Below are 19,052 nucleotides of genomic sequence, written 5' to 3'. Positions count from 1 at the left end.
GCTTTATTAAGCGGTTATTGTGCATTTATTTTACCTTGGCGATACGCCCTTGCAACTTAAGGCTAACACAAAGCTATTTCGATTCGCACAACAGCCTTTCTGGGTAAATAACACGCATTCATTAAACTATTTGCTCTATTAATCGATAAAAGTTGTTTGTAAGGCTAGAAGTTTTCAGCATTTTTCGCCAGAATGGCTGAGTAGTTAGATTTTTTGGGGTGAATCATTGAAGCATCATGATTCCTTAGCACAAGCACAAGTTAAAATGGCAAAAACACTTAAGCTGTTAGCACAGTGGAAGTTGCCTGCAACCCCAATAAATTACGCAATTGGTTACGAATACATTTGCGAAAAAAACACACCGCTTATCACTAAGATAGATCAACATTTATTTGCCAATAATCACCTCGATAACTTTCTCATTGAGCAGCTTTACCAAGACCATGTACTTGGTCAAAGTAACTTGCGCGACGATATTTTTGATGATGCTAAGCAACTAACTGCCCAGCTCAGCGAAACTTGTCATAACGCTAATGCGAAAGGTAATAAATTGCTGTCTGCACTCGACACTAATATTGCATCAGTGCGAGATGGCGATAAAGAGCAAGCAGCGCAGGCCCTATCGCGATTATCGCAGACAGTTGAACTACTTAAGCAGCAACAAACGTCATTGTTGAAGCAACTTGCAAAAACCGAGCAGCAAGCAGACAACTTGTATCAAGAATTTAGTGCGGCACGTAAAGAAATCTACCTAGATCCAGTGACTCGGTTATACAACCGAAAGGCACTGAGCAAGCATTTTGATACATGGGTGAGTGAATCACCGGACCGTCAAATCGCAGCTTTGGTTGTCAGTGTTGACGACTTTAAGCTGTTTAGTAATAAATTCGGCTCGCTAATTGGCGATGTTATTTTGTCTAAGATTGCCAACAAGGTAAGTAACTACGTGGGTGAAAGTGGCTTACCTGTTCGCACAGGGAATGAGGAGTTTCTTATTCTGCTGCCTGATGTTGAAATGGGAATCGCAAGCGAAATTGCCGAGAAAATTCGCCAAGGTGTAGAGAAAATACGCTTTATCAGCAGTAAATCTGGTATTCGTTTGCCACAAATGACAATCTCACTTGGCGTTAGTGAGTTCAAGCAAAAAGAAACATTAAATAGCTTACTTAGCCGCACCCAAAAAGCACTATCAAATGCTCAGCAAAAAGGTCTAAATCAAGTATCTATGCTTCCTGCTTAGCTGCCTGCTTAACTTTTTTACTCACTTCGAAGTAAAAGCTCTCTAACAGCCAATAGTGTCAGCTTTGCTAATTGCCCGTTAATGACCCACAAATAACTTCTAGTAAAGGTTGTTCATCAATAGACTCAGGCTCTAACCAGCATGACTGGCTATACACTTCAAAATTTAAGACAAAATAACCAAAATCTTCCGCCACTTGCGCACGGAACCTAACATTATGGCAATCGGCACCGGGGATTTTTTCCAAGATACTAACCTGCGCTAACTGACTCAATACCACCTCGGTCGCGATATCGAAATCTTCTTCGTCAAACTCACCATCAAAACGAATATCGAGATGATCATCACGCAAAAATACTGCTGAAACTAAAAGTGAGGAGGGTTGCGTTAACTGCTGCATGATATTTCCAAATGCTTGCCCCACTCTGGCGCTGGCAGTGCATATTGCTCAGCGCCTGCTTGCTCATCAAATGGGGTTTGTAAGACGCCTTGTAGGCGCTCAATTTCAGTGTAATCACCCTGCTCTGCTTGCCTTATCGCCTGCTGAGCTAAGTAATTGCGTAAGATAAATTTCGCGTTATGCTGGTTTTGAATTTGGTGGCGGGCACTATCTGTCATGTCATCGTCCGCTAATCGCTGGCGATACTTTTTAAGCCACTCAATAACCGCTTGTTTATCGTTAAAATGCGCTAACAACTTTTGGCATTGCTGATTATCAACATCATCGACAAACACTTGATTAAGCAGCCTGAAATTCAAGGTGTAATCTGCTTTTTGCTTGGCTAGCAGTGTTAACCACTCCCCTAACAATGCCTGATCTTCATCTTGCCATGTTGCCAGCCCAAGCTTTCGCTGCATTAACGAAATATAGTGTTGCACGAATATTGGCTCATACTGGCTCAGCGCTGCGCGAATTTCTTCGGTTGATAACCAGTCAGAGAAAGTAATAGCCAGCGCATTTAAATTCCACAGGCCAATACTCGGCTGCTGATCAAAGGCATAACGCCCCGTATGATCAGAATGATTGCAAATAAAACTAGGTTGATAGTCATCAAGAAAGCCAAACGGGCCGTAATCTATGGTCAGGCCAAGAATCGACATATTGTCGGTATTCATTACCCCATGCGCAAAACCATGTACTTGCCATTTAGCAATTAACATCGCAGTTGATTGTACAATCGCCGCCAGCATGGCTTTGTGTGGGTTTTCCTGCGTTAAACACTCAGGAAAGTATTCAGCTAAACAGAAATCTGCGAGCTGATTGAGTTCATCTTTTTTCCCTTGATGAAACCAATATTCAAAGTGACCAAAACGAATATAACTCGGCGACGTTCGCGTCATGATCGCGCCCTTTTCGACGCTCTCGCGATAAACATCGTGTTCACTACCAATAATGCATAGCGCTCGTGTGGTGGGAATATCAAGCGCCGCCATCGCCTCACTAGCGAGGAATTCGCGAATACAAGAGCGCAGTACTGCCCTGCCATCGCCCATACGAGAAAATGGCGTTTCCCCTGCTCCTTTGAGCTGAACATCTAACCGCTGGCCAGACTTCGCAATAATTTCGCCGAAGCTAATGGCTCGCCCGTCACCTAATTGCGGCACGTATTGGCCAAATTGGTGACCGCTGTAAACTTGCGCATGAAAATAGCCACCTTTAGGTATTACCTTGCCAGCAAAAACATCAACAAAATTAGTTTGATGTAAATCATCTTTTGCAATGCCAAGCTCTGCTAGCATAGCGTCACTGGTCGCCACCAAATGCGAATTCACTAAAGGAGTCGGCGATACAGGTCGATAAATAAAAGGTAAATGCTTTACAAGTCGATTGTCGAAATTAAACGCAATTGGCTCGGACATCGTAATTACTTCAGTCATAGTAAGTGTTTACATAATACTAAAAAATCTAGGACAACTTAGGTCTTTTTCCATATAATCGACTAAGGCTCAGAAAAATCTAATCATTAAGAGAGACAGACATTATGAAAAAAATGACTCTTGCTATTGCAACTGCAGCAATGATGGTAGCTCCAGCATTCGCGGGCGACGTTGCAGCGGGTAAAGCAAAATCAGCAATGTGTGCAGCTTGTCACGGCGCAGAAGGTATTTCTGCTATTCCAATGTACCCTAACCTTGCTGGCCAAAAAGAAGCTTACATTGCGAAGCAATTAAAAGATTTCAAATCTGGCGCACGTAAAGATCCAGTAATGGCTCCTATGGCGATGGGCCTAACTGATGCAGACGTAGCTAACTTAGCTGCGTACTACGCTAGCCTTAAGTAATTTATTACTGTGGGCTTGGCAAAAGCGCTCATTTGAGCGCTTTTTGTTTTTCTAACGCCTGACAAATTTCTTATCGATCGTTTACTCAATCAAAAGCTGCGCGATATAGTAGTTTTTGTCCCACTGAATACCTGTCGCACCCTGCGATAGTTCGAAGGTTTGCCAATCTGTTGTCAGCGCAAAATTTTGCTGATCAGATGCCACACCACCAGTAAACTTCGCCGGAATTGCCATCGCAAAACCATCCACTACATGACGCCAACGAGCTTTAAATTCGCCGTCCATTAGTCGATATTCCAGCACAGGAATACGGCTGTCGCGCAGGTACTGATCAAAAAACTTATTAAGCACGAGCCCAGATTGTGTAGCGATATAGTCTTCCACTTGCTGGGTAGTAACGGTTTGATGATAAAAAACCTTGTTTAAACCACGTAGAATCTCACGCCATTTGCTGTCGTCATCAATGAGCTGACGAAGCGTATGCAGCATATTCGCACCTTTGGGGTAAATATCGTACGAACCCACTTCGTGTTGGTGATAAGTCCCTATCATCGGCTTATCGTTGCGAATATTCTGGCGTTGCCCTCGCAAGTACTCTGCCCCTGCCGCTTTGCCGTAGTGATACTCAACAAACAAACCTTCAGCGTAGGTGGTAAAGCTCTCTTGTATCCATAAATCAGCAACATCCTTAGCCGTAATACTGTTAGCAAACCATTCGTGTGCGGTTTCGTGAATAATCAAGAAATCCCACTTTAAGCCCCAACCTGTCTCGCTGAGATCACGTCCTTTGTAGCCTTGTTGATATTTGTTGCCATACGTGACTGAGCTTTGATGCTCCATACCCAAATACGGAGCTTCAACCAGCTTGTAACTGTCTTGATAAAACGGATATGGGCCAAACCAATGCTCTAGCGCTTCGATAGTTCGCCTGGCATCACCAAAGTGTACGCGCGCTTTTTCTTCGTTGGCACGTAGCACGTAATAGTCCATATCTAACACGCCATTTTCACCTTGATACTGCTCGGCAAAATTGACGTAATCAGCAATATTGATATTCACACCGTAATTGTTAATTGGGTTGATCACGCGCCAGTGGAAAACTCGGCTATCACCTTGATCTTCAATGTTAATTAAACGGCCATTAGAGACGTTGAACAAAGGTCTTGGCACTTCAATCAACATATCAATTCCGCGATCGGGTTCGTCGTAGCCGTGATCTTTATTAGGCCACCAAATACTGGCACCGATCCCTTGGTTTGACGAGGCAATAAAAGGCATGCCACCTTCATCTTCCGACCAAGTAATACCGCCATCCCAAGGGGCATTTTTCGCCTCATGAGGCTGACCCGAAAAGGTTAAGGTTAACTGATATTCCTGACCTATTTGCTGTAGCTCGTTTGGCGAAATAAAGTAACTGTAGCCTTCTTGACGAATCGCCAAGGATTGCCCTGCTTGCACAGCAGCTTCAAGCTTCATGGGTGCTTGTAGCTCAATTTGTAATTCTTTAGCATTATCAATTACTTGATAAGTTATGATGTTTTCGCCAGAAAAAGATCGGTCACCAATATCGACAGTCATCGATAGCTGATAATGCTTTACATCCCACCAAGCGCGTTCAGCGGTAATTGCACCGCGCAAATGCTGTTGTCTTTGTTCGCTAATGTCAGGCGTATTTAGCTTAGCTTTATTAATGTCGTTTTTAGTTTCGCTCTTAATTTCGCCTTTAGCTTCGCTAGGTTGCTGGGCACTAACTTGATGACTGGTCAGCACGAGCAAGGCACTAACTGCTGCTGATAACCATTTGTTGGGCATCATTTTTTAACTCTTCGCTCTGAGAATATGAGCAATATTGTGCGTTGCTAGCAAGTTGAAGGCAAGCCATAGACAAAGTGGGTTTGTCACCAAACTTATGAATCTGGCGCTTGCGTAAAGTAAAAATTCTTGTAAGACTAAAAAGTATCTGAGCAAGCGAGTCATTTGCTCAGCGAACTTGTCGGAGTGCCATAGGGCTGAGATCGCGAAAGCGGGATCCGTAGAACCTGATCAGCGTAATTGCTGCGAAGGGAACAAGCGCAACACAAACTCAACATATTAATTAGCTGTAGACAATTTTAGGCTACTGTTCGTGATAATATTGGGTTTATGTTGTTCTCGTCATACCTAGTCAACTCCGCCGAATATAATTAATTATTATCTAGGTGAGAGCTATGAGTTCATTATCGCGACGTGAGCGTCGTCAGCAGGCGGAAGCCTTTATCAACAATGTGTCGGGACAAAGTTACCCGAATTCCAGCAAGATTTATGTACCGGGCAAGCTACACAATATCCAAGTAGCCATGCGAGAGATAGACGTTGGCGATACTTTTGTCGGCGGCACCGAAGAAAACCCCATTTTTGAACCTAACGAGCCGATTCGTGTGTACGACAGCTCTGGCGTTTACACCGATCCAAACGTTAGCGTTAACGTTCATGAAGGATTACCTAAGCTGCGCAGTGCATGGGTAGCCGAGCGCGCAGATACCGAAGAGCTTACGGGCGCGACATCAGGTTATAGTCAGCAGCGTTTGGCTGATGAAGGGTTAGACCATATTCGCTTTGAGAACCTGCCAAAAGTGCGTAGAGCCAAAGCAGGAAAAAACGTCACCCAGTTACATTATGCGCGCCAAGGTATTATCACGCCGGAAATGGAATATATTGCCATTCGCGAGAATACCAAACGGGCAGAAATGAAAGACGAAATCCTCAGCCAACGCCACGACGGGCAGGGCTTTGGAGCCAAGTTTACCGAAGCTGGTCACGCTAACATTCCCGAGCAGATTACCCCTGAGTTTGTACGCCAAGAAGTGGCCGCAGGACGTGCCATAATTCCCGCTAATATCAATCACCCTGAGTCTGAGCCAATGATTATTGGCCGTAATTTTTTGATCAAGGTGAACGCCAATATTGGCAACTCGGCGGTTACCTCGTCCATTGAAGAAGAAGTGGAAAAGCTGGTGTGGTCAACCAAGTGGGGCGCAGATACTGTGATGGATTTATCCACTGGCCGCTATATTCACGAAACGCGCGAGTGGATTGTGCGTAACTCGCCAGTGCCAATTGGTACAGTACCGATTTATCAAGCACTCGAAAAAGTAAACGGCATTGCCGAAGACTTAACATGGGAAGTGTTTCGCGACACCTTAATTGAACAAGCAGAGCAGGGCGTGGACTACTTTACTATTCACGCCGGTGTGCTGTTGCGCTATGTGCCGATGACAGCAAAACGCGTGACAGGTATCGTCTCGCGCGGTGGTTCTATTATGGCAAAGTGGTGTTTAGCGCATCATCAAGAAAACTTCCTTTACACCCACTTTGAAGATATTTGCGAAATTTGTAAGCAGTACGATGTTGCCTTTTCATTAGGTGACGGCCTGCGTCCGGGGTCTATTGCCGATGCCAACGACGAAGCACAATTCTCTGAGCTTCATACCTTAGGTGAGCTGACCAAAATCGCTTGGCAACACGATGTCCAAGTGATGATTGAAGGTCCTGGTCATGTGCCACTGCATATGATTAAGGCGAATATGGACGAGCAACTGGAACATTGTCACGAAGCGCCATTTTATACCTTAGGGCCACTGACGACAGATATCGCGCCCGGTTATGACCACATCACCTCGGGGATTGGTGCCGCAAATATTGGCTGGTACGGCTGTGCCATGCTGTGCTACGTGACGCCAAAAGAGCACTTGGGCTTGCCTAACAAGGAAGATGTGAAAGAAGGCTTAATCACCTACAAAATTGCCGCGCATGCAGGCGATTTAGCAAAAGGGCACCCGTGTGCACAAATTCGCGATAATGCATTGTCAAAAGCGCGCTTCGAATTTCGCTGGCACGACCAATTTAATCTTGGTTTAGATCCTGAGCGCGCCCGTGAATACCACGACGAAACCTTGCCGCAAGAGTCAGGCAAAATCGCCCATTTTTGCTCAATGTGTGGGCCAAAATTCTGCTCGATGAAAATCACCCAAGATGTTCGCGACTATGCGGCAAAACTAGAGGCCGAGCAACGCATTGAAATCAAGCTCGCAGACGAAACCGTCAGCGTTAGCCGTGATGCCATTGATAAAACGCTTGCCCAAGGTATGGCGGAGAAGTCGGCTGAATTTAAAGCAACTGGCTCTGAAATTTATCATCAAGCAAGGTAAATACCGTGGCCAATATCGCAATTGTTGGTGCGGGGCTGCTAGGTCGTTTAATGGCCTGGCAGCTGAGCCTAGCGAGTAACACGCACAATAACAGACATCAGATCAGCCTATACGACAAAGACGCTATTGATGGTCGGCAAAGTGCTGCCTACACGGCAGCGGGTTTGCTGACGCCTTATGGCGAGTCGTTAAGCTGTGAACCTGAGATTGTCGCCATGGGCGAGGCAGCACTAACCATGTGGCCCAAACTACTCGGCGAACTTGCCAGTCCAGTTGACTTTCAAGCAAACGGTTCTATTTGCGTTAGCCACAGCGTGGACCAAGGTGACTATGAACGCTTTACACGCCATATCAGCCATCACTATCCGCAAGCTCAACTTCAATTACTGAGCAAAAGCGAACTTGCCCAGCAAGCACCCGCATTAGCAGAGCGCTTTGAAAACGGTGCATACCTGCAAGGGGAAGGCTGTATTGATAATCATCAACTACTCAACGCATTGGCGAGTGCACTGCAAGAAAATGCAGTAATCAATTGGCATGCACAAACGCAAGTGCTAGCCGTATCTCCGTTCCAAGTTCACACCAACTCAGGTATTGAGCAATTTGACTTGGTCATTGATTGTCGTGGCATCGGCGCAAGTGCCATTTATACCCAAGCTGGTACCAATATCGGTGCGAATACCGATGCCAATATTGAAGATCAGGGAGCACTGCCGATGTTAAGGCCAGTGCGCGGAGAGGTCATCAGGGTGCATGCGCCGGACGTCGAATTTTCACTGCCAGTGCGTTTAATGCACCCAAGATACAAACTTTATATCGCGCCGAAAGCCAACCATGAATACGTAATTGGTGCGACAGAAATAGAAAGTGGGGCAACGGGTAAAGTTACAGTGCAATCGGCACTTGAACTGCTTTCTGCCTTGTATAGCCTACACCCAGGCTTTGCCGAGGCGCAGATTATTGAGCAGCTCAGCAACAGCCGCCCAGCGTTTGCCGACAACCGGCCACAAGCAATAAGCCAAGCAGGGCTAATACAGCTCAACGGTCTATATCGCCACGGTTATTTACTCGCGCCAGTGATGCTAGCAGCGGGGTTACACTTGGTTGCTCAGCAACTTAATGCATCGAGCACCAGCAAGCCCTCTAACTCAGCGCCGCCAGCGTTTTTTGAATGGCTATACGTTGACGGTAAAAACAATCCCAGAGCAAAACAATGACCAATACCTATATAGTTAATGGTGAAACTTTCACCCTTGATCAAGCTGAACTCCAAGAGACTGAACACAAAGAAACAGACATTACAGTGAGCCAGCTGCTTGACCAATATTTTTCAGTGCACCCAGAGCCTAAGTTATTTGCGGTAGCCGTCGATCAAACCTTTGTTGCCAAGAGTGATTACAAAGCAACATCGCTCAGCAACGGCGCAAGTGTTGAGCTATTTTCGCCGATCCAAGGAGGTTAAGCATGTCACTTTCCGTCTACGGCACTGAGATTGATAGCCGACTACTGATTGGTACGGCACTTTATCCAAGCCCAGCCATTATGCAGCAAGCGGTCATTGCCAGCGGCGCACAAGTGATGACCTTGTCACTTAAACGCCAAGCACCAGCAGAGCAGGGCGGGCAAATGATCTGGCAGTATTTACAACAACTCGCCGATGAGCATCAAATTAAGCTATTGCCCAATACCGCAGGCTGCAAAACGGCCAATGAAGCCGTCACCTTAGCGCACATGTCACGTGAGTTATTCCAAACCAACTGGCTTAAACTAGAAGTGATTGGTGACGACTACAACTTGCAACCCGATCCCATTGAGTTACTCAAAGCAACCAAAGCCTTAATTGACGATGGCTTTCAAATATTGCCGTATTGCACAGATGACTTAGTCTTATGCCAGCGCCTTTATGATTTAGGTTGTGAAGTGATCATGCCGTGGGCATCGCCAATAGGCACAGGGAAAGGTTTGATGAACCCCTATAATCTCGCCACGATTCGCAGCCGTTTACCCCAAGCAACTTTAATTGTTGATGCCGGCATTGGAAAGCCTTCAGATGCGGTGCAAGCGCTAGAGTTAGGTTATGACGGCGTGCTGCTTAACAGTGCGGTTGCGCTAGCGAGTGATCCTGTTGCTATGGCTAAAGCATTTTCCTATGCCATGCAGGCAGGAGAACTGGCGCAACAGGCTGGCATTATGCCTGAGCGCCAGACTGCACAGCCAAGCACCCCAACACTCGATACCCCATTTTGGCATCAAACTTAATCAGCAAGTCGAGAGAGTAGTAAGAGTTTTTTATGAGCACACCGCGTTCACACCACCCAGCATCAGATAAAGCAATTGATACACAAAAGCCCAAACCAATTATTTGGACAATTTCCGGCAGTGATTGCTCTGGCGGAGCGGGAATTGCAGCCGATATCAAAACCATGCATAGCCTTTCACTTAGTCTTTCTCTTAACCTCAGCCAAGACAATGTCGAAATTTGTACACTGATCACCGCCAATACCAGTCAAAATTCAGAGTGCTTAATTGCGGTAAACCCTGTCGCTACAGAAATACTTGATGAGCAGGCCAAACTACTTATCAAGGATAAGCCACCCACTGCTATTAAGATTGGTTTGTTGGCAAACGATCATCAAGTCAATTGGCTGATCGAGCTATTGGCGCGGCTCAAACAACAAGATCCTGCACTGATCACTGTCTATGATCCCGTCGCTAATGCCAGTGTTGGCGGTAAGTTTAGCCAAATCGATCCCGTAGCGATCCAAACATTATTGCCATACCTTGATGTCATCACGCCTAATTTACCTGAACTTGAAGCGCTTACTTGCCTAAAGACAGAAACACAGAAAGATACAGAGAAAAGTTCGGGTAATAAGCTTGAGAAAACAACCGAGCAAGCTGCTTTACAATTGCTCTACCAAGGGGTTACAACGGTTGTGGTAAAAGGTGGGCACAGCAACGATATTGGCACTTGTTTAGACAGTGCTTATTCACTAGTTGAGAATTGTGACCCAGCTAGCAAAACTCAGCTAAACACATTAAAAGTTTCCAGCGAAAGAATCAATACGAGTTACAGCCATGGCTCAGGTTGTGCTTTTGCATCGGCACTCACCTTATTATTAGCGCAAGGTTATTTATTACGTGACGCACTCACCTTAACAAAAGCATTTATTAATCAGGGGCTAAGTCAGAATGTAGGAAAAAATCGCTACTACGGCGCTTTTGCTATTGGCGGATTTCCCACGGATGATAGATATTTTCCTGACGTAGTTAACAGTTATATAAATTTACCCAAGTCTGGCTTTCCTTCGCTCGGTTTAGGTAATGGCATAGACAATGGTTTATGCACAGATTCCAGCAATAAGTCCTGCAAAGAAAAGGAAGAAAAGCTAGGTCTTTATCCCGTAATTGACTCACTCGATTGGCTAAAGAAACTGCTACCGCTTGAGCTCAATATTATCCAACTCAGGCTGAAAGACTTACCGTTTGATGAAATCGACAGGCAAATTGCCCAAGCAGTAAAACTAACGAGTAACACAATTACTCGGTTATTTATCAATGATTACTGGCAACTGGCGATAAAACACGGTGCCTATGGAGTGCACTTAGGACAAGAAGATCTCGCCGATGCCGACTTAAAGGCTATTGCTAATGCAGGATTACGGCTTGGGATCAGCACCCATGGTTGTTATGAGCTTTTATTAGCTCGGCAACTAAAACCTAGCTATTTAGCCATTGGGGCGATTTTTCCAACAGTGACCAAAGATATGACTGGTCAAATACAGGGCATCGAAAATTTGCGCCATTTATTGACTCTCCAACAAGACATTCCCATTGTTGCGATTGGCGGCATTAACCTTGAGCGGGCGAAAGTCGTTGCCAACACTGGGGTTGATAGCGTCGCCGTGGTCACCGCGATTACCCGCGCAGATGATTACCGCAAAGCTGTTCGAGCGCTAAAAGCCATTTGTCAGTAGTCGCTTTATAGAATTAGTTGGCTAGCTGAATTTTCGGTGCCCAACTGCGCCATTTGGCCTCAGGGTTTTGCTTTAAGGTGAAACTGTATCCTTGGCTAACGAATGATTCCCCTGTGGCGGAGTCTGGTGTCGCAAATGCGATACCACCGGCAATAATGGTTTCGATTGATTCAGCATCAACAGAAACGCCTGAGAATAATCCAGCATCCATGCTAAAGCCGCTGGTATTCCAGAACTGACTGGCAGGCGATACTAATTTGGCAAAACGCTGCTCAATATTAATAAAAATATGCACTTGATCAGCGGTTGGTGCTAAATCAACACCAATTACTTCACCTACTTTCACTTGACGATAAAGAACAGGATTACCAACCCGAACTGAGCCAAGTTGCCCAGTGGTTAACTGCAAATTTAAGCCAAACGGCAATTGTGTAACCGCTGGTGCATAATCTTCCGCGATAAATTCGGTTTGCTGCGCTGCTTTACCGTTAACGTGGGCAGCAGGTAAGGTATTAATAAAGCCACCAGTGATCAAAGCTCCCACATTTTTAGAGCCCACTAAGCCCACTTCCGGCTCAGCAAACCAGAACTTAGTACCAGCCGCTGCAAACTTGCGACCTGAATGATTTAAATACGCAAACGCAGTTGCGCCATGTGCGTTTTCATTAAAAACAACGCGCTCAACCATGCCAATTTCTTGCCCCTGATATTGGATAGGTAAGTTAGCCTTAAGTCCCGCAACTTGATTAAACGCAATACGAATAGCGACACCCGCATTTTCCGCATGGCGTAAATCATTAAACAAGGTATATTGCGCCGTTTCTTGCGCAGGCTGCGGATTAACCACACCGTCTGGATTGTAAAAGCTAAGACCGCCAGTTAGCACTGTATCTGCCGACTCCGTTTTAACCAAAAAATCGGTTAAGTTACCCGTAATGGTAAAGCCACTGGCATGATAAAAACGCGTATAGTCGTGCACTAAATGGCGATACTGCTCATCGATAGAGATATTAATTGCAACTTTTTCACCGTCACTGGCAAGCTCAATATTGTCGACCTGACCAACCACAATACCGCGATAACTAATGGGGCTCCCTGGGCTAACTTCACTGCCGTTTTCGCTAATAACGGTAAGCTGTAAGCCTTCTGCAGAAGCGTGTTTAGCAGGTGCTTTATCTAGTGCAATAAACTGTCGGCGCTCAGTGTTTGTATCACTCGTATTGCCCGCATCCACATTGAAATAGTTGCCACCAAACAGGGCTTCAGTGTCGGTTAGGCCAGAGAGCGACAGCTTAGTTTTAACTAGCCAAAACTGAGTACCGTCTTTTAATAACCAACGAAATTCAGGCAGAATACCCACGTTTAAACGGGCGCTGTCATCAACATAACGAATGGTATGCACCGCGCCAATTTGCTCACCGCGATACATAATTCGTGTGCCTTTGCGCACATCTTTCGCGCTGGCTAGTGCCAGTTCAATGGCAACACGTTGCTTGGCAATATCAATGTTTTCATGCAAAACAAAGCTATCACCGTTATTCGGTGGTTGCTGAGCATCATCGATGCCCTTGTCGAAGGCAATACCGCCAGCAAGGATGGCTTGCATTGACTGACTTTGAATGTCTAATTGCTGAATATTGCCGGCTATTCTTAATCCGCTTGCGTTCCAGAAGCGGCTATCTGAGCTCACATAGCTTTGGTATTCCGGCTGGATATGAATATGCACATTGAAAGCGCTTGGTCCGGTGTTTTCAATTGCCTGAATATTACCAACCACTTGCTGTTTGTAAAAAACACTGGTGCCCACTTTTAGTGAATTAACATCACTGGTGGTTAACACTAAGTGCAAGCCGGGCTCTGTGTATCGATAAGCAGGTTTTTGACTGTAAACTCTGAAAGTATCGGTAACATCACCGTCTAATGATGGGCGCATGCCAATTTGAGCACCGGCAATAACGTTGTGTAGATTAGTAACCCCGCCTAAATCCAGTTCAGGTGCCATTAGGTAAAACTGCGTACTGGAATTTAGGTAAGCAGCAATGCGCGGGTTAACCTTGGCAAGCGCGGTGATTTCACGCGTTTGTGGATTGATATAGGTAAAGCTTTCCAATCGCCCTAGCGTAATACCTTGATAGACAATGGCGGCACCAACATCTAGCTGGCTATTCCAATCAAGCTGCAAATTAATGGCGTAGCCCATTTCGGCATCTTGAAAATGTTGATGTAGCTTAAAGCGCGTACCGTTTTTGCTATTAAGCGCTTCTCCTTCAACATCGGGGGTATCAAAAGCAATACCGCCAGAGATTATCGACGCCAGTGAATCGGTATCAACATGTACACCTGTGGTTAATGAGCCAGAAACTGTTAAGCCACTGGCATTCCAAAAGCGTGAATGTTGTTTAACAAGGTGAGCAAATTCAGGTTTGATATACACGTTGATATCAACCTGATTGCGTCTGTCATCGTAGCGATAGCTCGCCACATGGCCAACCATAATTTGTTTGAAGGTAATCGGCGAGTCTTTAACAATCGAACCAAGCGTATCGGAAGAAAGCACAATATGTAGGCCTGGTGCCGATTCGTCGACCTCTGGCTCTTCTTTTAAACCGATAAAATGGCGCTGCGACTTGCCACTGGCGTCAATATCAGGGCGAACGTTAATATAGCTACCAGAAAGTAGGGTATCTAACCCCTTTACCCCGCTCAAAGAGACATCGGCAGTCACATACCAAAATAGCGTTTCATCAGTCAGTGTATCTTTCGCATCGCTGATCACTTCCGCCTCAACAATCACGCTTTGTAGATCACTGGAGGTTTCAATATCGCGCACGACACCAACCGTTAAGCCTTTGTAGCGAATTTCAGTTTTGCCCGCGACAATCCCTGTTGCGTTGTCAAACTCAATGGTGATAAATACGCCGCGATCACCAACCGCTTTAACCACTAACCAAGCGCCAAAAATCAAGGCAACAATAGGCACCAACCAAATAGCAGAAATACCTGATTTTGCTTCAACAATTGGCTCTGGATGTGATTCTGTGCTCATCGTGCTTCTCTTATGTCTGCTTTCTTCTAAGTAATTTGTGTTGGTGCTAAATAGCTTAACGCGAGCCTGCTTGGTTGAGCTGGCTTTGGCTATCATCAGTTTGTGGCTTCTGGTCTTGTGCATCCCATAGCAATCGGGCATCAAAACTCTCGGCGGCTAGCATGGTAAACACCACCATTAGACCAAAATAGGTGATCCCCTTTGCCGCTTCAATAGAACTTAGAAAACCCAAATTGACCACCGCCGCCATAATAGCGACGACAAAAACATCTAACATTGACCAAGGGCCTAAAAATTCGACTATGTGATACAACTGCCCTTGCTGCTTAACCGTTAACTTACTCGCGCGTTTGGCGTGATACATCAGGATAAACAAGCCAATAATTTTCGCCAGCGGCACAACAAAACTGGCGATAAAAATCACAATCGCCACTGGATACATACCAAACTGAATAAAGGTTGCTATACCCTCTAAAATGGTAGATGCCTCTGGTTGCCCAAGGGTGTAGTAGATCATCATGGGATATAAGTTGGCTGGCACCAGCATCACTAATGCGGCAATTGTCCACGCAAAGGTATGCGATAAACTATTGATTTTGCGTACGCTGAAACTGCGATGGCAACGCGGACATTGCTGAGTTTCAGCCTGCATTTTCACCACTTTATGGCAGCAAGGGCAGCAGCCCAAGCCCATCGCTTTCGCACTAGTCTTCAAGCGCTTGCTCCATTTTCTCCCAAACGTAATGATGATCTAATGTCACCGACACAAGCGTTGAGCAAATAAGCAATAACACAAAGCTCATTAAGCCACCGCCTACAGTTAGCTCAGCAAGATCAACAATCTTGTAGATGGAAACAACAACACCAAGGAAGAACACATGCAGCATTGTCCAGCTGTCTAGCACGTGATAACTGCGAAAAAACACCAGCAACGACTGGCTAATTTTATTGAAATGGACCGCAACAGCAATGTAAAACGCCGCCAACAAGTGAACTATGGGAATGGCAATGGTAAACAAAAACACGATAAACGCGACGATATGGTAGTCAGTGTTGAGCAAAATGATGATGCAATCAATTAATGATGCTTCATTGTGCGTACCTGCGGCACTTACCCCTATCATGGGTAACAAAATTGCAGGAAAGAAGAGTAATAGCCCCGCCAGCGACACCGCCATAGTGCGCTCCATGGGGTTTTTCTTTAGCTCGTACAGCAGTGCGCTGCAACCAGGGCAGGTGGCTTTTTGACCCGGTTCAATTTTAGGTTTAGATAACACCGCATCACAGCGACGACAAACCACAATATTGTTAAGCGATGCAGCTGGTTTTGCCAAGGTAACCTACTGAAAGAGGAGCGTTTAACTGCAAGTTTAAGTCAATATCTAACGCTAGCCAACCTGTCTACAACAAAAATCACCCGCATATTGTAGACATAAAAAAAGCAGCCTACTGGCTGCTTTCTCTAATTTAGCAATAGCTTAAAGCGATTGGATAAACGCTGTAAGGTTAGCAATATCGTCGTCTGATAGCTTGATCGCGATGTTACGCATCATAGCGTTAGCATCGTTACCACGTGCACCAGAGCGGAATTGCTCTAACTGTGCTTTCACGTAATCACCGTGCTGGTTAAGTAATGCAGGGAACTTCGCGTGCTGCATACCTTCACCGCTTGGGCTGTGACATGCCGCACAAGCTGTGATACCACGTGCAGAGTCACCACCGAAGTATAACTTGCGGCCTGCTTCGTTTGCAGTTTCTGGCTTCACAACCTTAGACGTTGTTTGGCTTGCAAAGTAAGCTGCTAAGTTCTTCATATCTTCGTCAGAAAGTGCTGCAACCATACCAGCCATAATGCCGTTGTTACGTGCGCCAGATTTGAATTCTTGTAACTGCTTCAACAAGTAACCTTCGTGCTGACCGGCAATTTTCGGGTAGATAGCTACTTGAGCGTTGCCATCAGCACCGTGACAGGCAACACAAGTTGCTGATTTTGCTTTACCAAGCTCTATGTCACCCATAACAGCAACAGCGGCTTTAGTTTTCTTCGGTGCCACATTAGCAACAGCCGCTGGGTCTTTGAAGTAAGCGCCTAAGTCAGCAATTTCTTGCTCTGTTAAAGGACCTGCAAACTGACCCATTGCGTAGTTGTTAGCGCGGTCGCCTGATTTGAAGCTATTTAATTGCTTTTCAATGTACTCAGGGTGTTGCTTCGCTAGATTAGGGTAAATTAATACTTTGCTCTCGCCGTCTTTACCGTGACAGCCAACACAAGCACCGATAGCACGAGACTCGTCGCCGTTTTCGTATAAGTATTTACCTGCTGCTGCATCACCAACAATAGCTGCTGTCGCAACGGCTGCTGGAGCTGCTGCATCGCCTGCTGATGCCGAAGCTGATGCTGCGGTAAGTGGCTGGCTCGCAAAGTAAGCACCTAGGTCTTGCATATCTTGTTCAGACAAACCTGCTGCCATTGGCGCCATTACAGGATCGTTACGAGTTGAACCGTCTTTAAATGCTTTTAATTGCTTAACAATGTAATCAGCGTGCTGACCCGCTAGGTTAGGGTAGGTATCTACAGCGCTATGCCCAGTAGCACCATGACATGCTGCACAAGTTGCGGCTTTCGCTTTCCCCGCTTCAGCGTCGCCTTGCGCATTTGCATTCGCTAGCACACCCAAGCCCAATAGAAGTGATACGATAACTTTTTTCATCGAATGCTCTCTGCTTGTTGATCTTCATACTCAGCGCTTGTGATATTTAACTTAGCCCACACGCACACTGAATCCCAATATGATTAGTCGCGACATTTTACACGAATATTCTTTTTGTGTAACAGGCTAGTGCATAAAAACCTATAAAAATTCCGGTTATTTAACCGTTTCCTTCCATTAATCCTCATAATTGCACAAAGTCATAGATGAATTAAGCGTTAGGTAAATCACTCTAAATAGGCTTAACACAATGTTTTTAATAGATATAAATACGATTTATAGCAAATAGCGCTGCAATGAATTTCCGTTAAAAACCTACCGCAAAGCTATTTGTTGTCAGCAACAATGAAAAAAAACGCTATAATAGCGCCACTTCAAAAGAGGAATGTCTGCTGTGTCTGAGCAAGTTATCAATTTAAACAACGCAAAATTTACCATTAGTGCCCCCGATATCCGCCGTTTACCTGAAGATACAGGTATCGAAGTTGCCTTTGCTGGCCGCTCTAACGCAGGTAAATCTAGTGCGCTTAACACACTGACTCGCCAGAAAAGCTTAGCTCGCACGAGTAAAACACCCGGGCGTACTCAATTGATCAACGTTTTTGAAATTGCGGAAAACAAGCGTTTGATTGACCTTCCTGGCTATGGCTTTGCCAAAGTGCCAATGGAGATGAAGAAAAAATGGCAAAAAGCCCTTGGTGAATACTTAGAAAAACGCGACTGCTTAAAAGGTTTGGTAGTGTTAATGGATATTCGCCACCCGCTAAAAGACCTAGATCATAACTTGATTGAATGGGCCGTAGACAGTGACTTACCTGTGCTATGTCTACTCACTAAGTCAGACAAACTATCGCAAGGTAAAGCATCGGCAGAAGTGTTAAAAGTGAAGAGAACACTGGCCGAACTGAACGGCAATATCAAAGTGCAAGCGTTCTCATCGTTGAAAAAGTCAGGTATGCCACAAGCAACGCAAGTAATTAGTGACTGGTTTGCTCAAGAAAGTTTAGACGAAGACGCTGCAGAGTAAGACTCTTTAGGCTAGGCAATTTAGGCTAAACAACGGCGAGAACATTTAGCTGCATAAATCCATTGTAAGCTCTAGCTAAAAAAAGTTAGAGCTTAGCACCCACCCCCTCAATACTAATTCCAAAGACTTCTTCCACGCTCACGAGTAAATCAACGGCTTCAATACCCGTTATACCTTGAATAGAAGCCAGTCACGCTCACTCGCCTAATCAATTCGCTATAAAGAATCGATAGATTCAATGTGAAACAAGATATCCGCATCAATTTGACTGACTCCCCAATCGCGGACAGTACTCTAGGTTAGCCAATTTTTTAATTTAATTGGTAGTTCACTGAAATTTGGACAAAAAAAACCGGCAATGCAAGCATTGCCGGGTATTTAGCTATGGGGAAAGCTAGAATATACAAAATTATTACAACAGGCGTTCACAAGGAACGATTTGAAGTATAGAGCATGTACTCTACAAAAGTAAAGTACTTACTCTAAATTAATTAAAAAATATTCATTCGGTTTGAATATCCCGCAGTCTAAGATTAAAACCCAACCGTTAAGACTAAGAAACACCCTAGTTTTAGGAGAGTA

15 protein-coding genes, 1 pseudogene and 1 riboswitch are annotated in these 19,052 nt (G+C 45.2%); of the genes and pseudogenes, 8 read left to right on the top strand and 8 right to left on the bottom strand.

The genetic code is table 11. From position 1 onward, the window contains the following. Nucleotides 1-226: 226 nt before the first annotated feature. Nucleotides 227-1,240 (top strand): GGDEF domain-containing protein, encoded by a 1,014-nt coding sequence (locus tag DXX94_RS12295; protein ID WP_116016255.1) that lies wholly within the window; start codon nt 227-229, stop codon nt 1,238-1,240. Nucleotides 1,241-1,307: 67 nt separating this feature from the next. Here the strand turns inward: DXX94_RS12295 and DXX94_RS12290 are convergent, their stop codons facing one another. Next, entirely contained in the window at nt 1,308-1,640 is a 333-nt protein-coding gene (locus DXX94_RS12290) for a DUF3630 family protein (RefSeq protein WP_116016253.1), read from the bottom strand. Continuing rightward, the gene (locus DXX94_RS12285; RefSeq protein ID WP_116016251.1) at nt 1,628-3,100 is read right to left on the bottom strand and encodes a protein adenylyltransferase SelO; all 1,473 of its coding nucleotides are present in this window, start codon (nt 3,098-3,100) and stop codon (nt 1,628-1,630) included. Before DXX94_RS12285 ends, DXX94_RS12290 begins: the two co-directional genes overlap by 13 nt. A 122-nt stretch (nt 3,101-3,222) precedes the next feature. On the opposite strand from DXX94_RS12285, the gene DXX94_RS12280 reads away from it, so the two are divergent. After that, nucleotides 3,223-3,522, top strand: coding sequence for a c-type cytochrome (locus DXX94_RS12280; RefSeq protein WP_116002106.1), 300 nt, complete (start codon nt 3,223-3,225; stop codon nt 3,520-3,522). An 81-nt stretch (nt 3,523-3,603) separates the two neighbouring features. Here the strand turns inward: DXX94_RS12280 and DXX94_RS12275 are convergent, their stop codons facing one another. Then, nucleotides 3,604-5,337, bottom strand: coding sequence for a M1 family metallopeptidase (locus tag DXX94_RS12275; RefSeq protein WP_220348087.1), 1,734 nt, complete (start codon nt 5,335-5,337; stop codon nt 3,604-3,606). A gap of 169 nt (nt 5,338-5,506) precedes the next feature. Further along, nucleotides 5,507-5,605, top strand: a riboswitch (TPP riboswitch). Nucleotides 5,606-5,729: 124 nt separating this feature from the next. Between DXX94_RS12275 and thiC the strand changes: the two genes are divergently transcribed. The 5 genes from thiC to thiE are packed head-to-tail and all read left to right on the top strand — an operon-like array spanning nt 5,730 to nt 11,686. Further along, nucleotides 5,730-7,709 carry a phosphomethylpyrimidine synthase ThiC gene (thiC, locus tag DXX94_RS12270; protein ID WP_116016249.1) on the top strand — a complete coding sequence of 660 codons (1,980 nt, stop codon included), beginning with the start codon at nt 5,730-5,732 and terminating at the stop codon, nt 7,707-7,709. Nucleotides 7,710-7,714: 5 nt separating this feature from the next. Further along, complete coding sequence (locus DXX94_RS12265) at nt 7,715-8,926, top strand: FAD-dependent oxidoreductase (protein ID WP_116016247.1); 1,212 nt, start codon at nt 7,715-7,717, stop codon at nt 8,924-8,926. Next, a complete protein-coding gene (thiS, locus tag DXX94_RS12260) occupies nt 8,923-9,171 on the top strand; it encodes a sulfur carrier protein ThiS (RefSeq protein ID WP_116016245.1) in 249 nt (82 codons plus the stop codon). The genes DXX94_RS12265 and thiS overlap by 4 nt, the downstream gene beginning before the upstream one ends. Before the next feature lie 2 nt (nt 9,172-9,173). Then, nucleotides 9,174-9,968, top strand: coding sequence for a thiazole synthase (locus tag DXX94_RS12255; RefSeq protein ID WP_116016243.1), 795 nt, complete (start codon nt 9,174-9,176; stop codon nt 9,966-9,968). Nucleotides 9,969-10,000: 32 nt separating this feature from the next. After that, the gene (gene thiE, locus DXX94_RS12250; RefSeq protein ID WP_116016241.1) at nt 10,001-11,686 is read left to right on the top strand and encodes a thiamine phosphate synthase; all 1,686 of its coding nucleotides are present in this window, start codon (nt 10,001-10,003) and stop codon (nt 11,684-11,686) included. 13 nt (nt 11,687-11,699) lie between these two features. Here the strand turns inward: thiE and DXX94_RS12245 are convergent, their stop codons facing one another. The 5 genes and pseudogenes from DXX94_RS12245 to DXX94_RS19665 form a co-directional block, all read right to left on the bottom strand. Beyond that, nucleotides 11,700-14,732, bottom strand: a complete 3,033-nt coding sequence (locus tag DXX94_RS12245; RefSeq protein WP_181901553.1) for a PqiB family protein — start codon at nt 14,730-14,732, stop codon at nt 11,700-11,702. A gap of 55 nt (nt 14,733-14,787) precedes the next feature. Continuing rightward, nucleotides 14,788-15,447 (bottom strand): paraquat-inducible protein A, encoded by a 660-nt coding sequence (locus DXX94_RS12240; RefSeq protein WP_147302281.1) that lies wholly within the window; start codon nt 15,445-15,447, stop codon nt 14,788-14,790. Further along, nucleotides 15,437-16,066: a paraquat-inducible protein A gene (locus DXX94_RS12235; protein WP_116002114.1), complete on the bottom strand. Its 630-nt coding sequence runs from the start codon at nt 16,064-16,066 to the stop codon at nt 15,437-15,439. Before DXX94_RS12235 ends, DXX94_RS12240 begins: the two co-directional genes overlap by 11 nt. 144 nt (nt 16,067-16,210) lie before the next feature. Beyond that, nucleotides 16,211-16,750: a c-type cytochrome gene (locus DXX94_RS19670; protein ID WP_116002516.1), complete on the bottom strand. Its 540-nt coding sequence runs from the start codon at nt 16,748-16,750 to the stop codon at nt 16,211-16,213. 72 nt (nt 16,751-16,822) lie between these two features. Beyond that, nucleotides 16,823-17,443 (bottom strand): annotated as a pseudogene (locus DXX94_RS19665) (c-type cytochrome); the annotation flags it as partial. Between the two features lie 385 nt (nt 17,444-17,828). Here DXX94_RS19665 and yihA point away from each other — a divergent pair. After that, nucleotides 17,829-18,470 carry a ribosome biogenesis GTP-binding protein YihA/YsxC gene (yihA, locus tag DXX94_RS12220; protein WP_116016235.1) on the top strand — a complete coding sequence of 214 codons (642 nt, stop codon included), beginning with the start codon at nt 17,829-17,831 and terminating at the stop codon, nt 18,468-18,470. Nucleotides 18,471-19,052: the final 582 nt, after the last annotated feature.

It is taken from the genome of Thalassotalea euphylliae, assembly GCF_003390375.1.
GTDB classification, from domain to species: Bacteria; Pseudomonadota; Gammaproteobacteria; order Enterobacterales; family Alteromonadaceae; genus Thalassotalea_F; species Thalassotalea_F euphylliae_A.
Note: the sequence above shows the minus strand (reverse complement) of the source record. Positions and strands in the feature narration are given on the sequence as shown.